19 protein-coding genes are annotated in these 23420 nt (G+C 30.3%); 10 read left to right on the top strand and 9 right to left on the bottom strand.

Annotated features, from left to right (window positions below; all coding sequences use genetic code 11):
- The 4 genes from GQ540_RS08870 to GQ540_RS08855 all read left to right on the top strand — a co-directional run.
- Window positions 1–2960 (top strand): gliding motility-associated C-terminal domain-containing protein (locus GQ540_RS08870; protein ID WP_291800171.1); only part of this gene is annotated, 2960 nt, incomplete at its 5' end.
- 69 nt (window positions 2961–3029) lie between these two features.
- Window positions 3030–3932 (top strand): type IX secretion system membrane protein PorP/SprF, encoded by a 903-nt coding sequence (locus tag GQ540_RS08865; protein ID WP_291800169.1) that lies wholly within the window; start codon window positions 3030–3032, stop codon window positions 3930–3932.
- An 18-nt stretch (window positions 3933–3950) separates the two neighbouring features.
- Entirely contained in the window at window positions 3951–5531 is a 1581-nt protein-coding gene (locus GQ540_RS08860; protein ID WP_291800167.1) for an OmpA family protein, read from the top strand.
- Between the two features lie 228 nt (window positions 5532–5759).
- Window positions 5760–6842, top strand: coding sequence for an OmpA family protein (locus GQ540_RS08855; protein WP_291800166.1), 1083 nt, complete (start codon window positions 5760–5762; stop codon window positions 6840–6842).
- Window positions 6843–6929: 87 nt separating this feature from the next.
- Here GQ540_RS08855 and sufD read toward each other — a convergent pair whose 3' ends face one another.
- The 4 genes from sufD to GQ540_RS08835 all read right to left on the bottom strand — a co-directional run bounded on the left by sufD (window position 6930) and on the right by GQ540_RS08835 (window position 10854).
- Complete coding sequence (sufD, locus tag GQ540_RS08850; protein ID WP_291800164.1) at window positions 6930–8252, bottom strand: Fe-S cluster assembly protein SufD; 1323 nt, start codon at window positions 8250–8252, stop codon at window positions 6930–6932.
- A 65-nt stretch (window positions 8253–8317) separates the two neighbouring features.
- A complete protein-coding gene (gene sufC, locus GQ540_RS08845) occupies window positions 8318–9055 on the bottom strand; it encodes a Fe-S cluster assembly ATPase SufC (protein WP_291800162.1) in 738 nt (245 codons plus the stop codon).
- 11 nt (window positions 9056–9066) lie between these two features.
- Entirely contained in the window at window positions 9067–10515 is a 1449-nt protein-coding gene (sufB, locus tag GQ540_RS08840; RefSeq protein ID WP_291800161.1) for a Fe-S cluster assembly protein SufB, read from the bottom strand.
- A 9-nt stretch (window positions 10516–10524) separates the two neighbouring features.
- A complete protein-coding gene (locus GQ540_RS08835; RefSeq protein WP_291800159.1) occupies window positions 10525–10854 on the bottom strand; it encodes an iron-sulfur cluster assembly accessory protein in 330 nt (109 codons plus the stop codon).
- A 127-nt stretch (window positions 10855–10981) separates the two neighbouring features.
- On the opposite strand from GQ540_RS08835, the gene thiL reads away from it, so the two are divergent.
- Window positions 10982–12034 carry a thiamine-phosphate kinase gene (gene thiL / locus GQ540_RS08830; protein WP_291800157.1) on the top strand — a complete coding sequence of 351 codons (1053 nt, stop codon included), beginning with the start codon at window positions 10982–10984 and terminating at the stop codon, window positions 12032–12034.
- Here the strand turns inward: thiL and GQ540_RS08825 are convergent.
- Both GQ540_RS08825 and GQ540_RS08820 read right to left on the bottom strand, forming a co-directional pair.
- Window positions 12031–12819, bottom strand: coding sequence for an alpha/beta fold hydrolase (locus GQ540_RS08825; RefSeq protein WP_291800155.1), 789 nt, complete (start codon window positions 12817–12819; stop codon window positions 12031–12033). The two genes, thiL and GQ540_RS08825, sit on opposite strands and share 4 nt — an antisense overlap.
- Window positions 12820–12842: 23 nt before the next feature.
- On the bottom strand, window positions 12843–13499 hold the full coding sequence (locus GQ540_RS08820; protein ID WP_291800153.1) for a hypothetical protein: 657 nt from the start codon (window positions 13497–13499) through the stop codon (window positions 12843–12845).
- Between the two features lie 102 nt (window positions 13500–13601).
- On the opposite strand from GQ540_RS08820, the gene GQ540_RS08815 reads away from it, so the two are divergent.
- A complete protein-coding gene (locus GQ540_RS08815) occupies window positions 13602–14924 on the top strand; it encodes an aspartate kinase (protein ID WP_291800150.1) in 1323 nt (440 codons plus the stop codon).
- 67 nt (window positions 14925–14991) lie between these two features.
- Here GQ540_RS08815 and GQ540_RS08810 read toward each other — a convergent pair whose 3' ends face one another.
- Entirely contained in the window at window positions 14992–16692 is a 1701-nt protein-coding gene (locus GQ540_RS08810; protein WP_291800148.1) for a helix-turn-helix domain-containing protein, read from the bottom strand.
- 250 nt (window positions 16693–16942) lie between these two features.
- Window positions 16943–18235 (bottom strand): aminopeptidase P family protein, encoded by a 1293-nt coding sequence (locus GQ540_RS08805; RefSeq protein ID WP_291800147.1) that lies wholly within the window; start codon window positions 18233–18235, stop codon window positions 16943–16945.
- 168 nt (window positions 18236–18403) lie between these two features.
- On the opposite strand from GQ540_RS08805, the gene GQ540_RS08800 reads away from it, so the two are divergent.
- From GQ540_RS08800 to GQ540_RS08785, 4 genes are all read left to right on the top strand, one after another.
- Window positions 18404–19258, top strand: coding sequence for a ChaN family lipoprotein (locus GQ540_RS08800; protein WP_291800145.1), 855 nt, complete (start codon window positions 18404–18406; stop codon window positions 19256–19258).
- 82 nt (window positions 19259–19340) lie between these two features.
- On the top strand, window positions 19341–20582 hold the full coding sequence (locus GQ540_RS08795; protein ID WP_291800143.1) for a PAS domain-containing sensor histidine kinase: 1242 nt from the start codon (window positions 19341–19343) through the stop codon (window positions 20580–20582).
- Window positions 20579–21637, top strand: a complete 1059-nt coding sequence (locus GQ540_RS08790) for a response regulator (RefSeq protein WP_291800141.1) — start codon at window positions 20579–20581, stop codon at window positions 21635–21637. The genes GQ540_RS08795 and GQ540_RS08790 overlap by 4 nt, the downstream gene beginning before the upstream one ends.
- 118 nt (window positions 21638–21755) lie before the next feature.
- Window positions 21756–22574 carry a universal stress protein gene (locus GQ540_RS08785; protein ID WP_291800138.1) on the top strand — a complete coding sequence of 273 codons (819 nt, stop codon included), beginning with the start codon at window positions 21756–21758 and terminating at the stop codon, window positions 22572–22574.
- An 85-nt stretch (window positions 22575–22659) separates the two neighbouring features.
- Here the strand turns inward: GQ540_RS08785 and GQ540_RS08780 are convergent, their stop codons facing one another.
- Window positions 22660–23406 carry a succinate dehydrogenase/fumarate reductase iron-sulfur subunit gene (locus GQ540_RS08780; protein ID WP_291800173.1) on the bottom strand — a complete coding sequence of 249 codons (747 nt, stop codon included), beginning with the start codon at window positions 23404–23406 and terminating at the stop codon, window positions 22660–22662.
- Window positions 23407–23420 lie beyond the last annotated feature (14 nt).

The following is a 23420-nucleotide window of genomic DNA, read 5'->3' as shown; positions in this document are numbered from 1 at the left end:
GCGATGATTTAGAGGAAGCCATTACGGTGAATAACACTTCAGATATTGTATTAACAAAAACGGTAGATAATTCGACACCAAATGAGGGTGATATTGTAACATACACAATTACAGTGACTAATAAAGGATCAGCATTAGCGACTAATTTAGTAGTTACAGATGTTTTACCGGTAGGATTAAGTTATGGTTTAATGATACCAAGTTCAGGATCTATCACGGGAGTTGGAGTTTGGTCAGTTGGCAGTTTAGCAGTTGGAGCAACAGAAACTATCACTATAGAAGCTTTGGTAGGAGTAGGTACAAGCGGACAAGTGTTAACCAATACGATTAGCAATACGCAAGATCAAACGGATACGAATACTTCACCAGATGATCCAACGGCAACAATTACGGTAACAAGCTCAGATTTGGTAACGGTAAAAACGGTAGATGATTTAACACCAAATGAAGGTGATTTAATAGCGTATACATTAACGGTAACTAATAACGGTTTAAATGATGCAACAACTGTTAGTTTAACAGATAATTTACCAGTTGGTGTAAGCTATGCAAGTCATTCTACAGCAAGCGGAATTTTTAATAGTGGTTCAGGAATTTGGACTATTGGTAGTATTGCTAATGGAACAACAGTTACTTTAACAATAAACGCTACGGTTAATCCTGAAACAGGAGGAACAAGTATTACAAATTACACCACAGCAGCCCAGGGAGATCAAACAGATCCAACAATGGTGGGAGATGTATTAGAAGCAACAATAGATGTGATAAATGAAGCTGATATTGTATTGACAAAAACAGTAGATAATGCCACTCCAAATGAAGGAGATACAGTAACTTATACGGTAACGGTAACCAACAATGGATTAGCGGCAATCACAAGTTTAGTGATAACAGACAATCTTCCAGGAGGCTTAACTTATGGAACAGTGACACCAAGTATTGGTACTTGGACCTCACCAAATTGGGATATAGGTACTTTAGCATCAGGAGCAACAGAGTCAATTACTATAGAGGCAGTTGTAGGAACAGGAACGCGAGGTCAAGTATTGGTAAACACAGTAATTAATACGCAAGATCAGGATGATTCTAACCATACATTAGATGATCCAACGGCAACAATTACAGTTACAAGTGTAGATTTGATTACCACCAAAACAGTAAGTGATGCTACGCCAAATGAAGGAAATTTAATTACGTATACTATTACAGTAACAAATACACCAGGCGGAAGTGATGCTACGGGCGTTTATTTAACAGATAATTTACCAGTAGGAGTAACTTATGTGAGTCATTCAACAGTCTTTGGTACTTATAACACCGGTTCAGGATTATGGGATATAGGTAATTTAGTAGAAGGAGCAACAGCTACCTTGTTAATTAATGCTACGGTAGATCCAGGTACAGTTGGATTAACAATAACAAATACTACGACAGATGTATTAGCAGATCAGGCAGATGTAGATATGACTAATAATTCAGGTAGTGTGGATATTGTACCAGTAGCTATTATAGATTTAAGTTTAACAAAAACAATAGTAGGAGATATTACCTCCCCATTAGTAGGAGATGTAATTACATTTGAAATAAGAGTGGCTAATGAGGGACCAACAACAGCCACAGGTGTTGAAGTAACAGAGCTTTTACCATCAGGGTATAGTTTTGTGAATTATAGTTCAACAATAGGGACTTATGATCCATCAACAGGGTTATGGAATTTAGGTTTTATAGAAACTGGAAACACAGCAGTATTATTAGTAGATGTTACTGTATTAGAAAGTGGTGACTATTTAAATTGTGCAGAAATCACTGCAGCCAATGAAGATGATATAGATTCCACACCAAATAGTGGAGATGATGGAGAAGATGATTATGATTGTGCAGTAACCTTACCAAATAATAATGCAGAGTTAAGTATTACCAAAACGGTAGTAGCTAATAATGTAAATCCAATGGTAGATACAGAAGTAACCTTTGAGATACGAATTACCAATAATGGACTAGTAGATGCGACAGAGGTTTTAGTTTCTGATTATTTACCAACAGGTTATAGTTTTGTAAATTACAGTTCAACAATAGGAACTTACAGTGAAGTAAGTGGTTTATGGACTGTTGGTACTATTTTAAATGGAGAGACAGAAGTCTTGTTAATTGATGTAGATGTAAACACAACAGGTGTGTATGAGAATTGCACAAAAATTGAAAGTTTACGACAAATAGATCTAGATTTATCAAACAATGAAGATTGTGCATCAACAGATCCAATAGCAGTGATTGATTTAGAGTTAACAAAAGACGTTGATATTTTAGAGCCTTATGCAGAGACTAATGTTGACTTTACTATTGTTGTAACTAACAATGGACCAAGTGATGCTACGGGCGTTGAAGTAACAGATTTACTACCATCGGGTTATACTTTTGTAAGTTCATCAGCAACTACAGGAACGTACAATGAAGTTTCAGGATTATGGACTGTAGGTACTATAGTAAGTGAGACTTCAGAAACATTAACAGTAACGGCTTATGTATTACCAATAGGAGATTGGGCCAATGTAGCAGAAGTAACATCGGCTACGGAGTTAGATTTAGACTCTACACCGGGTAATAATGACATTTATGAAGATGATCAGGATCAGGGAACTACGGCACCAATAATCTTATTAACGGTACCAGAAGGATTTTCACCAGATGGTGATGGTACGAATGATACTTTTGAGATAGAATTTTTAGAAGTGTTGTATCCAAACTTCAGTATGGAAATTGTGAACAGGTATGGTAATATAGTGTATGAGTACAAACACAATGGAGATCCAGGTACAGTACCAACTTGGTGGAATGGATTCTCAGATGGGAGATGGAATTTAAACAGTTTAGAGTTACCAGTAGGAACGTATTTCTACACCATTTACTTTAACAATGATGAGCGTAAACCACAAACAGGTTGGGTTTATTTAAGAAGATAAAAAATAAGAATACTATTTAGGAGGGAGAAAAAAACAGCTCCCTCCAATTAAATTTTTTAAGCAAAGTTTATGAAAAAAATAAAATTACTTTTAGGCGTTTTCGCTTTACTGTCCACGGTATTCGTTTTCGGTCAGCAAGACACTCAGTACACCCAGTATATGTACAATATGAATGTTTTAAACCCGGCCTATGCAGGATCCAAAGGGATTACAAGTATCGGGTTGTTAGGAAGATCTCAATGGGTAGGAGTAGATGGAGCACCACAAACGGTAACAATGTCTATACACTCACCTATAGGAAATCAGGTAGGGTTAGGATTTTCTGTAATCCATGATGAGATAGGACCTGTAAAGGAAGACAATGTGTATGTAGATTTTTCATATACCATTAACACCTCTGAAGAAGGGCGATTAGCCTTTGGATTAAAAGGAGGGGTTACATTTTTAGATGTACGCGAACGAATAGTAGTTGATCCAGATGATTTAAACGTGCCGATTCATCAAACCTCTCCAAATTTTGGAGCCGGACTTTATTATTACACCAATAAATTTTATGTGGGATTATCAGCGCCTAATTTTTTAGAAACACGCCATTTAGAGAATGATGGAGGACAATCAAGTTCAGCAAAGGAGAAAATGCATTATTTTTTAACATCAGGTTATGTGTTTGATATTAATGACAATTTAAAATTAAAACCCTCAACAATGATAAAGGCTACCTCAGGAGCACCTATATCTGTTGATATCTCCACTAATTTACTAGTAGAAGATCGTTTTGAATTTGGTTTATCGTACCGTTTTGATGATTCAATAAGTGGTATGTTAGGATTTAATGTGAACGAAGATTTTAGAATTGGATATGCTTATGACCATACGGTATCTGGTTATGGAGAATTTAATTCAGGATCACACGAGGTATTATTACTGTTTGATTTTAATAGAAGAAATGTAAAGAGTCCAAGATTCTTTTAATATAAAAAGGCAAGAGAAATGAAAAAAATTACTTTAATACTACTATTATTTAGTGTTTCAATACTAGCGCAAGAGGCAAGTTATAAGATAAAAAATGTTTCTTCTAACACGAAGTACCAAGATTTTGGAGTTAGTTATTATGGAGAAAACACGGCAGTATTTGCATCCTCAAGAAAAGACAAATCGATACGAAAACGCGTATGGCTTATCAACAATCAGCCATTTTTGGAATTGTATAAGGGATCTATAGGAGAAACGGGCGATATTACAGGCGTGAAACGTTTTTCAAAAGTATTGAATACAAAATTCCACGAATCTAACGTAACGTTTACCAAAGATTTAAACACCGTTTATTTTACAAGAGATAACTATGTAAACAAAAGAGTAAAGAAAGACACTACGGGAATGATTTTAAATCAGCTATATAAAGCACAAGTAGGAGAAGATGGAGAGTGGACTAGTATAGAGCCTATGCCCTTTAATAGTGATAATTACCAAACAGGTCATCCGGTATTAAATGCTGCAGAAGACAAATTATACTTTGTATCAGATATGCCAGGAGGTTATGGAGTCACAGATATTTATGTTGTAGAGATAAAATCAGACGGAACCTTTGGAGAACCACAAAATTTAGGAGCTTCAGTAAACACTTCTAAATCAGAGATGTTTCCATTTATCGACCAAAATAATATATTGTATTATGCCTCAAATGGATTTGCAGATACCAAAGGAGGATTAGATGTATATGCTACCAAGTTAGGAAAAAACAACAGCTATCACGAGCCACAAAATTTAGGGTTCCCAATAAATAGTAATAGAGACGATTTTAGTTTTGTAAAAAAGCAAGGAAGTAAAACGGGTTATTTTTCATCAAATAGACCAGGAGGAAAGGGCGATGATGATATTTATTCTTTTGAAGAATTAGCACCTGTAAGTTTTGCTTGTACACAAGTAATAGCCGGAGTTGCAAGAGATAAGAATAGTGGCGCATTGTTACCAGGAACTTTAGTTAGTTTATACAAAGGAGAAGAAAAAGTGGAAAGTAGTATTGTTGGCACCGACGCTATTTTTAGTTTTAGAGTAGCTTGTGAAGCTACTTATAAAGTAGTAGGGACCAAGGAGAATTACAAGGAAGATTTTAAAGGCGTTGTAACAACAGATAAAGATGATTTAAAGTTAGATGTATCGTTGCATTTAGAGCAAGCAGATTTTATCACCGTACGAGGACATTTAATGATCAATATCAATCCGATATATTTTGATTTAGACAAATCAGAGATCAGAGATGATGCCGCAATAGAGTTAGGGCGAGTGGTAGAGATTATGATTAAATACCCAGGATTAGTAGTTCAAATAGGTTCGCATACAGATAGTAGAGCGCCAGATAGTTACAACTGGGCATTATCAAACCGCAGAGCTATTTCAACAACAGGTTGGATTGTAAAAAAAGGGATAGATAAGAATAGGATTTTTGGCGGTGGATATGGAGAGACAGAATTGGTAAATCGTTGTTCAAATGGCGTTAAGTGTACCGATGAGGAACATCAGTTAAACAGACGAACAGAGTTTATTATTGTAAACCCGGGGGTGGTGAAATAACAACAATCATACATCAATAAATTAACAACAAAAAGTCGCTTTTAGCGGCTTTTTGTTGTTAATAACATTAGTGATTTAAAACAAAATAGTCTTTTTTTTTATTTTGACTATCGTAAAGCTAAAATTATTATTATATTTGTTATGTATAAGATTAACGTTTAGATATTTAACAATGGTTTAGGTATTTATAAAACCCTTTAGTTATCTTATAACCTCAATATAAAGAATATGGAACAAAATTATTCGAATAGAAAACCCCGGTTTAGTCACAAATCTTTTTTTAAATTACTTATTTTAACAATTTGCTTTTTATCATTTAACAAGACTGTAATTGCGCAAGATTATGCTTTAGTAACAGTTACAGGTGTTTATACAGGTAATGAGCAAAGCTTTACAATATTTAAAGTAAAATCTCAAGATATACCCTCACTTGCTTATATAAAAGCTCAAAAAATTGGAGGTCCACAAACTGGTTTTTTTTCAAGAAGTGGAGATAATATTAGGTATACTTCAATGTCTAAAGTTAAAGGAATGCCTGGTAATAAAAGTAGAATTAGATTTTCCTTTTTGCAAGCAGATAAAAGAACACCAATTTTATTGAATAAATTTAGGTTTATAATTAATGATATTGATGGACCTATGAATGAATCTTTGGCAACAAAATGTACGGCAGGTGTTAGATTTGTAGGAACTTCAGATAGAACAAATTTAATAATTGACAATCAACCACCCGATTTAAATGCAAGTGGTTCTGTTAATGAAGAAGAAGGAGCTACAAGTAGAGTTATGTTTGAGTTTAAAGATGTAAATGTTGTTGAATTTGATAATTACGGGAATGATGGTTATTTTAAAGATTTTGATTTAAATGATGATTATCCTATTTCAACCCCATTATATGTTGAATGTATTGATGTTATTGGTAAATACTCAACAGATTTTAAGAGTAATGGGAAAGAAGTAATTATTGATACAGACCCAATTTATTTTGATAGAGATAGTTATTATATTAGACATGATGCTGCTACCGAATTAGATAAAGTAGTTACTATTTTAAATAGATACCCTAAATTAACTATTGAAGTAAGATCTCATACAGATTCTAGAGCTGAAGATGATTATAATATTGAATTATCTAATAAAAGAGCTGTTTTTTCTGTTAACTGGATTGTTAATAAAGGAATTAATCCTGATAGAATTAAAGGGGTAGGTTTTGGAGAAACTAAACTGAAAAATAAATGTTCAAATGGTGTAAAATGTTCTGAAGAACAACACCAATTAAATAGAAGAACTGAGTTTGTTATTTTAAATTAAATACTTTAAATAGTAGCTTTACTCAAAAGTATAAATCAACAAAGCCGATGTTAACATTGGCTTTGTTGATTTATAAAAGGTAATAACTTATAATTCAAATCCTAAGTTAACACCTAAATTTTCGGCAATTAATTTGCTAATTCTAGATTTTAATTGAGGAATTTTTATTTTTTCAACCACATCATTTCCAAAAGCATAAAGTAATAATGCTATTGCTTCATTTTTAGGAATACCTCTAGACTGCATATAAAATAATGCATCCTCATCTAGTTGGCCAATAGTACAACCGTGAGAACATTTAACATCATCAGCAAAAATTTCTAACTGCGGTTTTGCGTTAATAGTTGCTCCATTATCAATTAAAATATTGTTGTTTTGTTGAAAAGCATTTGTTTTCTGAGCTGCTTGTTGTACAATTACTTTACCATTAAAAACACCCGTAGATTTATCAGCATAAATACCTTTGTATAACTCATGACTTTCACAATTTGGAAATTTATGATTTACTAAGGTGTGATTATCTACGTGTTGTTTGTTGTTTAAAATTGAAATCCCATTTAAATTAGAAGTGATATGTTCTCCTTCTTGGTAAAATTCAAGATTGTTTCTTGTCATTTTTCCACCAAAAGAATACGTGTGAACTGAAGCAACGCTTTGCATTTTTTGAGAAACAAAAGTACTATCTATTAGTGAAGAATTCTCTGTGTCATTTTGAATTTTATAATAATCAACAATAGCTCTTTTATGAACAAAAATCTCAGTTACAGAATTAGTAAGTGTTGTATTTTTTGATAAATTTTGATGACGTTCAATAATTTGCACATGTGAATTTTCACCTACTACTACCAAGTTTCTAGGTTGAAGCATAACCTCTTTTTCACTTCCAGTAGAAAAATTTAGTATTTGAATTGGTTTTGGAACAATAGTATTTTTTGGAATATTAATAAACGCGCCTTCTTTGGTAAAAGCAGTGTTTAAATCAGACAAACTATTGTTTTCTTTTGCAATGGTATTGAAATAATTATCAATCACCATTTTATATTTTGGCCTTGTTAAAGCCGAAGATATTACACAAACATCACATTCATCATGAGTTGTATCAGATAAAAAAGAACTAAATACACCATCAATAAAAATTAAAGTGTACGATTCAATTTCATTAATTAAATAGTCTTTTATATTTTTAAACCCAACAGCATCATTTGTTATTGGGAAAAGACTAAAATCGTGTTTTAATAACGGTTTTAGATTTGTGTATCTCCATTCTTCATCTTTTTTTGAAGGGAAACCTTCATCTTCAAAATTTTGAATAGCCTTTAACCTAATATCGTGTACATTTGAATCTAGGTCTAAACCGCCTTTGTTTTCAAACGCTAAAAATGAAGAAACTAATTTTTCTTTTAAATCCATTTTATATAGTATTCAGTATCAGTTTTCAGTTGTTTACTGCAACTGCTTACTCCATTAAGTATTATTTATTTAAGCCAGTCGTAACCCTTTTTCTCTAATTCTAAAGCTAGTTCTTTACCGCCAGATTTAACTATCTTTCCATTGTGTAAAACATGCACAAAATCTGGAACAATATAATCTAATAAGCGTTGATAATGTGTAATAACAACAACTGCATTATCCTTACTTCTAAGTTTATTTACACCATTGGCAACAACTTTTAAAGCATCAATATCTAAACCAGAATCAGTCTCATCTAAAATGGCTAATTTTGGTTCAAGCATTGCCATTTGAAAAATTTCATTACGTTTTTTTTCTCCACCAGAAAAGCCTTCATTTAATGAACGTGATAAAAACTTTCTATCCATTTCTAAAAGCTCAGATTTTTCACGAATTAATTTCAGCATATCTTTCGCTGGAAGATCTTCTAAACCGTTTGCTTTTCTTTTTTCATTAATTGCAGTTTTAATAAAATTTGTTGTTGTTACACCAGGTATTTCAACAGGGTATTGAAAAGATAAAAAGATACCTTTATGAGCTCTTTCTTCAGGAGCTAATTCCAATAAACTTTTATTATCTAACAGTACATCACCTTCGGTTACTTCATATGTTTCATTTCCAGCAATTACTGAGGATAGTGTACTTTTTCCCGATCCGTTTGGACCCATGATTGCGTGAACTTCTCCTGCATTAATAGATAGGTTAATACCGTTTAAGATATTTTTATCGTCAATTCCTGCATGTAAATTTTTTATTTCTAACATGTTTTTATTTTTTATCCTACAGATCCTTCTAAACTAATTTCTAATAATTTTTGTGCTTCAACAGCAAACTCCATTGGTAATTTATTTAATACTTCTTTACTAAAACCATTTACAATTAATGCAATGGCTTTTTCAGTATCTATACCTCGTTGGTTACAATAAAATAATTGGTCTTCACCAATTTTACTTGTAGTTGCTTCGTGCTCTATTTGAGCTGAGTTATTTTTACATTCTATATATGGAAACGTGTGAGCACCACATTGATCTCCCATTAATAAGGAATCACATTGTGAAAAATTTCGTGCATTTTTTGCTCTTGGACTAATTTGTACCAAACCTCTATATGAGTTTTGAGATTTCCCGGCGGAAACACCTTTAGAAATAATAGTACTTCTTGTATTATTTCCTAAATGAATCATTTTAGTACCAGTATCGGCTTGTTGAAAGTTGTTTGTAACAGCGATTGAGTAAAATTCACCAACCGAATTATCACCTTTCAAAATACAACTTGGATATTTCCAAGTCACAGCACTTCCAGTTTCAACTTGTGTCCAAGAAATTTTAGCGTTTTTTTCACATAAACCACGTTTAGTAACAAAATTGTAAATACCACCTTTACCTTCTTTATTCCCTGGAAACCAATTTTGAACTGTTGAATATTTTATTTCAGCATCATCTAAAGCAATTAATTCAACAACAGCAGCGTGTAATTGATTTTCATCACGTGCTGGTGCGGTACAACCTTCTAAGTAACTCACATAACTTCCTTTATCGGCAATTACTAAAGTACGTTCAAATTGTCCAGTTCCACCTTCATTAATTCTAAAGTAGGTTGATAATTCCATTGGGCAAGTAACACCTTTTGGAATGTAACAGAAAGATCCGTCAGAAAAAACTGCTGAATTTAATGCTGCATAAAAATTATCGGTTGTTGGAACGATGGTTCCTAAATATTTTTTTACCAACTCAGGATGTTCTTGTATTGCCTCAGAAATTGGCATGAAAATAATACCTCGTTCGTTCAATGTTTTTTTGAAAGTAGTTGCAACTGAAACTGAATCTATAACAATATCTACAGCTACATTTGATAAACGTTTTTGCTCATCAATTGAAATTCCTAATTTTTCAAAAGTTTTTAAAAGCTCAGGATCTACTTCATCCAAACTATCTAATTTTTTCTTTTGAACAGGAGCAGAGTAATAACTAATATCTTGAAATTTTGGTTTTTCATAGTTTACATTTGCCCAGTCTGGTTCTTTCATTTCAGACCAAACTTTAAAAGCTTCTAAACGCCATTTCGTCATCCAATCTGGTTCATTTTTCTTTTTAGAAATTGCAATTACAACTTCTTCACTTAAACCCACAGGAAATTTATCAGCTTCAATATCAGTATAAAAACCGTATTCGTACTCTTTAGTTTCGAGTTCTTTTTTTAAATCGTCTTCAGTAAATTTGTTCATTTATATTTTTTATAATGAAAATGACTCTCCACAACCGCAAGTACGTTGTGCATTAGGATTGTTAAAAACAAATCCTGTTCCATTCAATCCGCCAGAATATTCTAAAGTAGTTCCAACTAAATACAAGAAGCTTTTTTTGTCTACAATAATTTTTACGCCATTGTCTTCAAAAAGTTTATCGTCTTCTTTTTTTTCTTTGGCGAATGTTAATTCATAAGAAAGCCCAGAACAGCCGCCACTTTTAACGCCAACTCTCACAAAATCAGTTGTTGGGTTGTAGTTATCATCATTCATTAGTTCCAATACTTTCTTTTTCGCTATCTCAGAAACCTTTATCATATCGCTTAAGTAGATTAATTCTAAATAAGTGCAAATATAAGCACAAATTATGGTTTTAAAAACCTTTTTAATATGAATAAAACTAATAGTGTTATAGTTGTTACTTATAAACTTTTATCTTTGCAAAATGATAGAAGATAAAAATCAAGCGCGTACCAATTTATCAGAATTAGGTGAATTTGGACTCATAAATCATTTAACACAAAATTTTAAAATTCAACATAAAACTACCATAAAAGGAGTTGGAGATGATGCAGCCGTACTAGATATGAATGGACTAAAAACCTTAGTTACAACTGATTTGTTGGTTGAAGGCGTGCATTTTGATTTAAGTTATATGCCTTTAAAACACTTAGGTTATAAAGCTGTTATGGTAAATTTATCTGATGTTTATGCCATGAACGGTAATGCAACTCAAATTACGGTTTCAATAGCTGTTTCAAATCGGTTTTCGTTAGAAGCTATAGAAGAATTATATGACGGAATTCATTTAGCTTGTAAAGGATATGATATTGATTTAATTGGTGGTGATACAACTTCATCAACAACGGGTTTGTTAATTAGCATAACTGCTATTGGTGAAGTAACTAAAGAGAATGTTGTTTATAGAAATACAGCTAAAGAAGATGATTTATTGGTAGTTACGGGTGATTTAGGAGCTTCGTATTTAGGATTGCAAGTGTTAGAACGTGAAAAGCAAGTTTTTAAAGTAAACCCAAATTCTCAACCAGATTTAACAAATTATAGTTATTTAATTGAACGTCAATTAAAGCCTGAATCTAGAAAGGACATTGTAAAATTGTTGAAAGATTTAGAGGTGAAACCAACAGCTATGATTGATATTTCTGATGGACTTTCTTCTGAAATATTACATATTTGTACTCAATCTAATGTTGGCTGTAGTTTATACGAAGAGAAAATACCTTTAGACCCTCAAGTAATCTCAGCTTGTGAAGAGTTTGAATTAAATAGTACAACTGTTGCGTTAAGTGGTGGTGAAGATTATGAATTATTATTTACAATTTCACAAGAAGATTTTCCAAAAATAAAAGGCAATCCACATTTAACGGTTATTGGTCATATTACTAATAAAAGTAAAGGTGTAAATTTAATAACTAGAGCAAATCAACAAATTGAATTAACTGCTCAAGGTTGGAATGCTTTAACTAAAAAAGATTAGTGTTTAAAACATTGTTTTACAAAAGGAGTTAGGTTTTTAATTAACTCATCTTTATTTTCAATGTGACTCATATGTCCGTCAGGAAATTCTACAACTTGCACTTTTGTGTTTTTAGTTTGGTTAATTAAACTAGCATATTCTAGCGCCGGATCTTGTTTACCTATAATTAGTTGAATTGGAAAATTAGCATTTTTATACATTGATGTATTATTTTTTCTAATTTTCATTCCTTCTAATGAAGCAATTATTCCTTGCGGTGAAATTTGTAATGCTTCATTAGTAATTTGTTTAATTTCTGAAGTAAAAATCGTTCTATTTTCTTCTGAAAAAAGCATTGGAATTGCAATACGAACAAAAGTTTTATAATTTTGTTTAACCACTTTAATGGCTCTATTTCTGTTTGTTTTCTTCTCTTCAGTATCAGGTAAAGCTGTAGAATTCATTAAACACAATCCTTTTACGTTTTGAGAAAATAATTTAGCGAAAGCAAGAGCAATATAACCACCCATACTATGTCCAATTAACACGTGTTTTTTTAAACGAAGATGGTTTAAAACGTCTTTTACCATTTCTGCTTGATCTTCCATTGTATGAATGTACCCATGGTTTTCAGTTTTTCCATGACCCAATAAATCAATACAAATTACTCGATTTTTTTCTGAGAGAACACTAGCAACAGCATTCCACATAGAACTGTTTTCTAAAAAACCGTGCAATAAAACTACAGCACTTCCTTTTCCAGTACTTGTAAAATATACATTGGTGTTTTTATGAAGAAAATTCATACTTCAAAATAGAAATATAGTTGTTAATTCTTTAGACTTTTAATTGCTGAAAATGCCTTGTCTACATTTTCATCTTCAACTAAAATTGTAAATTCGTTAGTTGTAGAAACTACTTCGTATAATGATATTCCTTCCCATGCCAAACGTTTAAAAAATTGGTAATATAGACCAGCAATTTTTGTGTTCTCTTTAGGTAAACCAATAGTAATGGCTGATAAGTTGTCTTGTATTGTTGTACAAATTTCGTTTCTATAACTGTCTTCAATTTGTTCTTTTAAAGCAGTAGTAATTAACACATTACTTTCGTGAACGCCACGTGTAAAGGTGTAAAAAATTTGAGGGTCTTCTTTTAAAACTTCCAACATTTTTAAATGACTGTGAATTAAACTACTAGAATTTTTAAATGTATAATCTGAAAGATTAGAACGAACAGTAATATCACCTAAATTTTGCAATACTTTATTCAACTTAATTTTGTTCGCCATTTCTTTTGGTGGACTGTATCTACGAAGCGCCATCATAATAGCTCCAGATTTTACAGGTTTACGTAACATGTTAGAGATTTGATCTCTTAATTCTTCAGATAATGCGCTGTAATTTAAAATATTACGGGTTAATGCGTCTTCTAAAAAAGGTTGAGAAACTAATATTTCTTCAACACAAGTAGCGATAGTTTTCATGATGTTAAATAGTTAACAGTTTGTGCAAAATTAGTATATAATTTTTAAATAAACCCACATAGTTGAAAATCATTCTAAATTTACACCATTAAATGATGAAAAATGAAAGTTTTAAAGTTTGGTGGAACATCAGTAGGTTCTATAAATAATATTAGAAAAGTAAAAGAAATTATAACTGACGGAAATAAAAAAATTGTAGTGCTTTCTGCAATGTCTGGTACTACAAATGCTTTAGTTCAAATATCTGAACTTATAAAAAACAAACAAGTTAATGAGGCATTTCAAAATATTGAAACCTTACATGAAAAGTACAAATTAGTTTTAGATGAGCTAATTGAAGAGACTAGTATAAAATTAGATGTTACAAATTATATAGATTCAGTTTTTGATTTTTTAAAATCGTGTACTTCTAAAAAACATTCAGAATTGTTGTACAATAAAATTGTATCACAAGGAGAGTTATTATCAACCTATTTTTTCACAAAATATCTACATCAAGAAGGTGTAAATGCACGATTATTACCTGCATTAGATTTTATGCGAATTGATAAAACTAATGATCCTGATGATTTTTATATTCAACAAAATTTACAACGTATAATTGACCAAGCTTTACCTGCTGATATTTATATAACACAAGGTTTTATTTGTTTAAATGCTTTTGGTGAAATAGCTAATTTGCAAAGAGGAGGAAGCGATTATACAGCTACAATTATTGGAGCTGTTGTAAAGGCTGAAGAAGTTCAAATATGGACAGATATTGATGGAATGCATAATAACGACCCTAGATTTGTAGAAAACACCCATGCAATTTCAAACTTATCATTTGATGAAGCTGCTGAATTGGCCTATTTTGGTGCTAAAATTTTGCATCCACAAACAGTTATGCCTGCTAGAGAAGCAAATATTCCTGTACGTTTAAAAAACACGATGGATCCAGAGTCTTACGGAACCTTAATTTCAAAAGATTTTAAAGGAGAAGGAATTAAAGCCATTGCTGCAAAAGATGGAATTACAGCCATTAAAATTAAATCAGCTAGAATGCTGTTGGCACATGGTTTTTTGAAAAAAGTTTTTGAAATTTTTGAAAAATATGAAACAGCTATAGATATGATTACCACTTCAGAAATAGCAGTTTCATTGACTATTGATGATGACAAAAACTTAAATGCTATTATTGATGAGTTAGAAAAATTTTCTACAGTTGAAGTTGACAATCAGCAAAGTATTATTTGTTTAGTTGGTCACTTAGTTGTGAGGCATCATGAAACACATAGATTGTTTCAAGTGCTTCAAGATATTTCAGTGCGTATGATTTCTTATGGTGGAAGTAATAATAATATTTCTTTATTGGTAAGTTCAAATGATAAAATAACAGCGCTTAAATGCTTAAATGCGTACATTTTTGATTTTGCTACAGCATAAATTTCTATGAATTTTAGTTATTTGGTAAACGAAAAGCTCACTATTAAAGTGAGCTTTTCTATTTTAACTATTGTTCTTTTGAAATTTCTTTTATGAAATATGAAGGGTAAATTGCAGTTTTTTTATGAAAAGATTTTGAAAAAGATTCAACATTATTAAAGCCCATTTCATAAGCAATAGCACTTATAGTGTACTTTCTAAAAGTAATATCGGTTTTTAATTTTTCAATACAAAAATCAATTCTTAAATCAGAAATATAAGTGCTGAAGTTTTTTCCTTTAGAGCTATTAATTACTTTAGATAAGTAATTTGAATTTGTATGTAGTTTTTTAGATAATTCATTTAAAGTTAGGTTATTTTCTAAATATAAGTTTTTAGTTTCAAATTCATTTAATGAAATTAGGATTACTTTTGTTATCGTTTTAGAAATATTTTTTCCTTTATTATTTGAGTTTTTAATAGTTATTTCCTTTTTTCTATTTGAAATAAGTTTTTTAAACCTGTCTTTTAAAATGCGTTGTTTTAAATAATACCATATAAAAATACTACAACTAAAAAAACCTCCTATAATTAAAATGTAAATTAATTTTCTAGATTTTTTTTCTTCAATTTTTAAATGAGTAATAATTTTTTCTTTTTCTGAAAGAAGTAAAGGAGTATCGTATTTTTTAACAAGCGTTTCATTTAAATTTTTATAGTTGTTTTTTATAATACTATCAACATATAAAAGCCTATCTATATAAAGCAATTGATTAGTTATGTCTTTATTTTTTTTATAATAATTTACAAAATATTCTTGAATATCTCTAACTTCTGGAACAACATCATTTGTTATATTGTAAATAGAATCTGCTTTTTTAAAATGGTAAAAAGCTTCAGTGTCTTTTTGTTGTTTTTGATAAATTAACCCTCTATAATAGTAATTGTTTAAAAGTCCGTTATTAGTGCTTTCAAAAGGAAAAGCTTTTTTAAGGCTATCTAAAGCCATTTTATAATTTTTTTTATGGTATGCAATTTCACCTATTTGAGCAACAAAAAGGTAATAATAATCTGTGTTATTAAGTTTTAAGCTTTCTTGCAACCCTATTTTAGAATATAAGAATGAAGAATCTAGCTTTTTTGTTAAAATGTAAGAGTTTGATAATTGAAATAATGTATTAAAAAACATTATTTGATTATTTTCAAATTTCTTCTTCTTTTTAGTATAAATTTTAAGCTGTGATTTAAAAATTTTTAATCCTTCATGGAAGTTTCCCCATAAGTTTTTTAATTGCCCAATTAAATTATTAATGTAAAAAATTTGTTCTAAGTTATTTTTTTTATTAGCCAGTTCTAAAGCAATTAAATAATTTTCTAAAGCAATTTTTTCTCTGCCTAAATTAAAGTTTAAGATTCCTTTTACCATATAACCATATGCAGGAAATTTTATATGGCTTTTGTTTTTTGTTAAATTTATGATACTATCACAATACTTAATTGCTATTGAAGATTTTGTAATAGCAGTTAAAAAGGAATACCCTTTGGCAATATTAATGGTGTCTTTTTCTTTTTTTGCTTTAACTAAATAAGTTGTTACGTAAATTTTTTCTTTTAGAGTATCGTTATAATTTAAGTTAAAACCATTATACAATTCTTTGTATGTTTTGTTTTTTAAAGAATCGGGAGTGTAGTTTATAGTAGATTGTTGAGAATAAGCCCACTGAATATTTAATAATAAGCAAGTTAAAGCTATAAAAAAATTAAAGTTAGGGTTTTTATTTTTTTTCATTAATTTTTTAGGGTTAATTATAAATGTAAAAATAATGTTCTTAATCTTAAATGTTGTCTAAATTTATGAATACAGAGTAGCTTAATTTTATTAATTAAGACAAGCGAACTACATTTGACCTAATTCTAAAATAATATTTATTTTGTTTTTTTAAGGGGTTAATTAAACTAAAGGCTAAAAATTATTTAGAGGAAAATTGCTATGAAAAACTCGAAACTAAGTTTCGAGTTTTTTTAAATCTAATTAAAGTTTATGAATTCATTAAACTTTCAATTTCTTCTACTTCAATAGGTATATTTTTCATTAGGTTAATAGGTAATCCATTTTCTTGTACAACAACATCGTCTTCAACTCTAATTCCCATATTTTCTTCAGGAATATAAATTCCAGGTTCAACAGTAAAAACCATTCCAGCTTTCATAGGTAATTTAAGTTGTCCATAATCATGTGTGTCTAATCCCATATGGTGTGAAGTTCCGTGCATAAAGTATTTTTTATATGCTGGCCAATTTGGGTCTTCATTTTTAACATCAGCTTTATCAATAAGTTTTAAATCTAATAATTCAGAAGACATAATTTTACCAACTTCTTTTTGGTATTCAGCCCATAAAACACCTGGAGATAGCATTTTAGTGGCTTCATTTTTCACTCTTAAAACTGCGTTGTATATCGCTTTTTGTCGGTCAGAAAATCGTCCATTCACAGGAATTGTACGTGTCATATCACTTGAATAGTTTGCGTATTTTGCGCCAACATCAAGCAAGAGCATGTCACCATCTTTGCAATCTTTGTTGTTTTCAATATAATGTAATACGCAAGCGCTATAACCAGAAGCTATAATTGGCGTGTATGCAAACCCATCTGAACGGCTTTTTAAAAACTCGTGCATAAACTCAGCTTCAATTTCGTATTCCATAATACCAGGTTTTACAAAAGGTAAAATTCGTCTAAAACCATTATTGGTAATATTACAAGCGGTTTGAATTAAATCTATTTCTTCAGGTTCTTTAATGCCACGTAATTGTTGTAATATTTGATTGCTTTTTTCCCATTTATGTGCAGGAAAAGTGGATTTGCATTTTTTAATAAACCTGTCTTCACGAGATTCTAATTCTTCAGACTGACGATAATGTTCATTGGTGTTAAAATAAACAGTTTCAGCTTCAGTCATTAAATCATAAAAAACTTTATCAAATTCAGAAAGCCAATAAATAGTTTTTATTCCAGATACGTTTGAAGCCTCTTCTTTTGAATATTTGGCACCATACCAAATAGCTATGTGTTTGTTGGTTTCTGTTAAAAATAAAATTTCACGGTGATTTGGATTAATAGCATCAGGAAAAAGCAACAAAATACTTTCTTCTTGGTCTGCTCCACTTAAATAAAAAATATCTCTATGTTGTTCAAATGGGAGTGTACTATCTGCACCAGTTGTAAACACGTCGTTTGAATTAAAGATTGCAATTGATTTTGATTTCATTTGAGCCGTAAATTTCGCTCTGTTTTTGATAAAAAGTTGGTTGCTAATTGGACTATATTTCATTAGTTATTATTTATAAATTATTGAAATTATTCAATAAAAAGAATTAAAAAAATAGGTTAAAAATTTAAATTTCAGTTATTATATTTAATATAAGTTAAATTAAGCATTAAATTTAATAACAAAATTATAAATTTGTTGAAACTCAAACTTTAAAATTTAATATTATTTATGCTAAAAATAAAGGTATTTCTGTTTTTTGTGGTATTTTCTACGTTAATATTCTCACAAAATAAACCAGCTTATAAATTATACAATGCAAAAGGTGCTAAAGTATCTTACAAAAGTATGATTAAAAAAATGAGTAAAGCTGATGTAGTCCTATTTGGAGAACATCACAATAACCCTATTATCCACTGGTTACAGTTAGAAACTACTGTTGACTTAAATAAACTAAGAAAATTAACATTAGGAGCAGAAATGTTTGAAGCTGATAATCAAACACCTTTAAATAATTATCTGATGGACACGATAGACCAAAAGGGTTTAGATACACTTGCAAGATTATGGAAAAATCACAAAACAGATTATAAGCCTTTGGTTGATTTTGCTAAAAAAAATCAGCTAAAATTTATTGCAGCCAATGTGCCTCGAAGATTTGCTAGTAAAGTTTTTAAAGGAGGCTTTGAAGCTTTAGATTCACTTTCTGTTGAAGAAAAAACATGGTTGGCTCCGTTGCCAATTAAGTACGATGCTACTTTGCCAGGTTATATAAAAATGAAAGCGATGATGGGTGGCCACGGAGGTGATAATTTACCAAAAGCACAAGCTGTAAAAGATGCAACAATGGCTTATTTTATACTTAAAAATAGAGAAAAAGACAAACTGTTTATTCATTATAATGGTTCATATCATTCTGATGATTATGAAGGAATTAATTGGTATTTAAAGAGAAATAACAGTAACATAAAAATTGTAACTGTAAGCGTGGTTGAGCTAGAAAACATAAAGAAATTTAATAAAGAAAATAAATTAAAGGCTGATTATATTATTGCTGTTCCACCAACAATGACTAAAACCTATTAAAAACAATTTTAAGTTGAAATAGATTGATAATCTATATAATTTTTACTAATTTCGAAACTACTAATAACTAAAAAATAGTCTATTGCCCAACTTATTTCATGAAAACGAATTCGTTTTTAATGTTTTATTTGAAGCAGTTTCAGAAGGCGTAATAGTTGTTGACGAAAGTCAAACAATTGTTGCAACTAATGTTGCTGCCGAACAAATGTTTGGTTATGCCAAATCAGAACTACTTACTCAGCATTTAAATATCTTAATTCCACCAAATTACCACAGTGTACATTCTGAAAAAGATGGTCATTATGACTCATTTTATAAAAAATCTTCAGCAAGAAAAATGGGAGAAAACACAGCGTTGTTTGGTGCTCATAAAAACGGGAATAAATTCCCTGTTGAAGTAGGGTTAAATCCTTTTAAAATTGGTAAAAAAACATATGTAATGTCTATAATTATTGATATTACCAACCGAAAAAAATCGGAAGCCAAAATTTTCGAACTTAATAAGTTATTAGAAGTTAAAGTTTCAACCAAAACAGTTGAACTTAATCAAACCGTTACAAATCTTAAAAAAGAAATTGAAAAACGCGTTAAAGCAGAATCTAAATTAAAAAAAGCACTAAAAAAAGAAAAAGAACTTAACGAGTTAAAAACTAAATTTTTATCGTTAGTGTCTCATGAGTTTAAAACGCCGTTAAGTGGTGTTTTAAATGCTGCTGTCTTAATTGGGAAGTATACCAAAACCGAAATGCAAGCAAAAAGAGACAAACATTTACTAACCATTAAAAATAAAGTTTATTATTTAAACGGAATTTTAAATGATTTTTTATCAATTGAAAGACTAGAATCTGGCAGGGTAAAATACAAACTTACCAACTTTAAGTTAAGTAAAGTAGTAAATGAGGTAGTTTACAATGCAAATATGATGTTAAAAAGCGGTCAGCGTATTAATTACCCGTTAAATATTGATGATCTTGATATTTATCAAGATGAAAAAATAGTAGAGTTAGTACTCTCAAATTTATTTAATAATGCCATCAAATATTCACCTGAAAATACAACCATAGATTTTAAAATTAAATTAAATTCAAAAGGTTTTATTTTTGAAATAAAAGATGAAGGTATTGGAATTCCTTACGAAGATCAAAAACATATTTTTGAACGTTATTTTAGAGCGGAAAATGCCTTAACAAATGAAGGAACAGGAATTGGGTTAAACATTGTAAAGGGACATTTGGAAAGTTTAGGAGGAAGTATAGAATTTAAAAGTCAAAAAGAAGAAGGAACTACCTTTATTGTAACATTACCATTAATTAAAGAAAAATGAAAATATTACTAATTATTGAAGACGACATAGTTTTAAGGGAAACCACAGCCGAAATTTTAGAATTAGAAAACTATAAAGTGGTAACAGCTGCAAATGGAAAACGAGGTGTTGAGCAAGCAAAAATAATGCTTCCCGATTTAATTTTATGCGACATTATGATGCCAGAGATGGATGGTTATGAGTTATTAGATATTCTTTCTAAAGATGAAAGCACCAAACGAATTCCATTTATATTTATGTCAGCAAAAACTGAAATAAAAGATGTTAGAAAAGGAATGGATTTAGGAGCTGATGATTATCTTACAAAACCAGTTAGTGAAGAATTATTGCTAAGCGCTATTGAAAGTAGATTAGCAAAATTTGAGTTATTAAAAGAACAAGAAACAAAAGAAGTTAAAGTTGTTGAACCAGAAAATCCTTATAGTGAAATAGAGAACATTGAAGATTTAAAAAATTATTTTTGTGATTTTGGAGCCTCAAAAACATATAAAAAAGGCGAATTGGTTTATAAAGAAGGCGAGTATTCAAACACCGTTTATTTAGTTTATACAGGAAGTGTTAAAAGTTTTAAAATTGATGAATTTGGGAAAGAATTAATTATCAATATTCATAAAGGAGACGATTTTATTGGCCTGTCTGCAATTATAGATAATTCACATTATTATGAATCTGTTTCAGCAATGGAAGATTCAGAAATTTTGCAAGTTTCAAAAAGTATTTTATTGGAGGTTTTAGAAAGTAATCATAAACTTTCGTTAGAAATATTTCAACTTATAAATGAAAATTTAACCGAAGTAAAAGAACAGTTGTTGCAGATGGCTTATGGTTCTATGCGAAGAAAAACTGCTAAAACCATTTTAAAATTTGCTAATTTAATGGGGTATAAAACCTCTGATAATATTAATATTTCACGTAGAGATCTTGCTGGAGTAGCTGGTATTGCTACTGAAAGTTTAATTAGAACACTTACCGATTTTAAAAAGAATGGGATTCTTGAAATTGAAGGAAGAAACATAAAAATTCTTGACCTTGAAAAATTAGAAACCATTATTTAAGCTATTATGTAGGAAACCATTATTTAAGCTATTATGTAGGAAACCGTAATTTTTCGCTGACTTATGTCATTTATTCTTAAAACACCAATGTTTAAGTTTGCAATGAATAATTATGTCAATGAAAAACATCTTAATTTTAACTGATTTTTCCAATAACTCTTGGAATTCAATAACGTATGCACTTTCAATTTTTGAAAATCAAAGTTGCAACTTTTACTTATTGAATGGATTGAATAATTATGAGAAAAATAAAATTGATGTTAAAAATATTGATAATCAGCAGCATGCGTTTGATGCGTTATTAGAAAAACTAAATAAAGAGCCATTAAAGGGTAGCCATACTTTTATCCCAATAAAAGAAAATACCGACATTATTGAGGCTGCTAGAATTCAAATAAAAGAGAAAAATATTAATTTACTTGTTATTGGAACTAATGGAATGTCTTCTAACGGAAGAAAAAACAATATTAGCCCAATTGCTGAAGATATAATAACCAAGTTAAAGTGTTCTATATTAGTTGTGCCATTTGAAGCTCGTTTTGATGGTATCCATAAAATTGCTTTTCCAACTGATTATACAGATTTTAACGAAGCTAAATTGTTGCAAAATATTACACCTTTACTAAGTATTCATAAATCAGCTACAAACTTTGTTTATATGGCTAAAAAAAGCAACAAACTAAACAAAGAACAACGTTGGAATAAAGAAACTTTACAAGATTATTTTGTAAATCAGCCACATAGTTTTCATGCAGAAATAAACGAAAACTTTGAATTATCTATTGAAAATTTCATAGATAAAAATAGCATTAATTTAATTGTTATGGCTGCTAAAAATTTAAACTTGTTTGAGCAAATATTATTCAGACCTCAATCAAAAGATATAAGCTATTATTTCAAAACACCTTTTTTAGTACTTCATAAGTTTAAAAATTAATTTAAATAGTGGAGTTACTATATCTTCAAAACAAAACAGCCTTCAATTGAAGGCTGTTTTGTTTTGAATTCTATTTTAAGTATTCTTATTTACTTAGACATTTAGCTCTATTGTATTCAAAATTCATACGTGTAATATCTAATAATTGTACTTCTTGAGGACAAACCACGGCACAAGCACCTGTGTTAGAACAACTACCAAAACCTTCATCATCATGGGCGTTAACCATCCATAATGCACGATCATTGCGCTCAACTTGTCCTTGAGGTAATTTAGCTAAGTGGCCTATTTTAGCAGAAACAAATAATGCTGCTGATGAATTTTTACACGTTGCAATACAAGCACCACAACCAATACAAGCAGCGCTATCAAAAGCACTTTCAGCAATATCATGATGAATAGGTATTGAGTTTGCTTCAGGCGCCATTCCTGTAAAAGAAGAAATATAACCACCTGCTTGAATGATGCGATCCATTGAGCTTCTATCTACTTTTAAATCTCTAATAACAGGAAATGAATTAGCTCTAAATGGCTCTATTGTTATTGTATCACCATCATTAAAAGAACGCAAGTGTGTTTGGCAAGTTGTGTAGTGTTCTTCTGGTCCGTGAGCTTTTCCATTGATAACAAGCGAACATTGTCCGCAAATACCTTCTCTACAATCGTGATCAAATTCAACAGTTGGTTCTCCTTTTGCAGCAAGTTGTTCGTTCAATACATCTAACATTTCTAAAAAAGAGGTGTCCGAACTTAAATCTGATAATTTATAGGTTACTAATTTTCCTTTTGTTTGGGCGTTTTCTTGTCGCCATATTTTAAGTGTCAGTTTCATAATCTTTATTATTT

Origin of the sequence: Lutibacter sp. (assembly GCF_013139515.1) — a bacterium.
Taxonomy (GTDB): Bacteria; Bacteroidota; Bacteroidia; order Flavobacteriales; family Flavobacteriaceae; genus Lutibacter.
The sequence above is the reverse complement of the archived record's forward strand: the minus strand, read 5'-3'. Positions and strand labels throughout refer to the sequence as shown.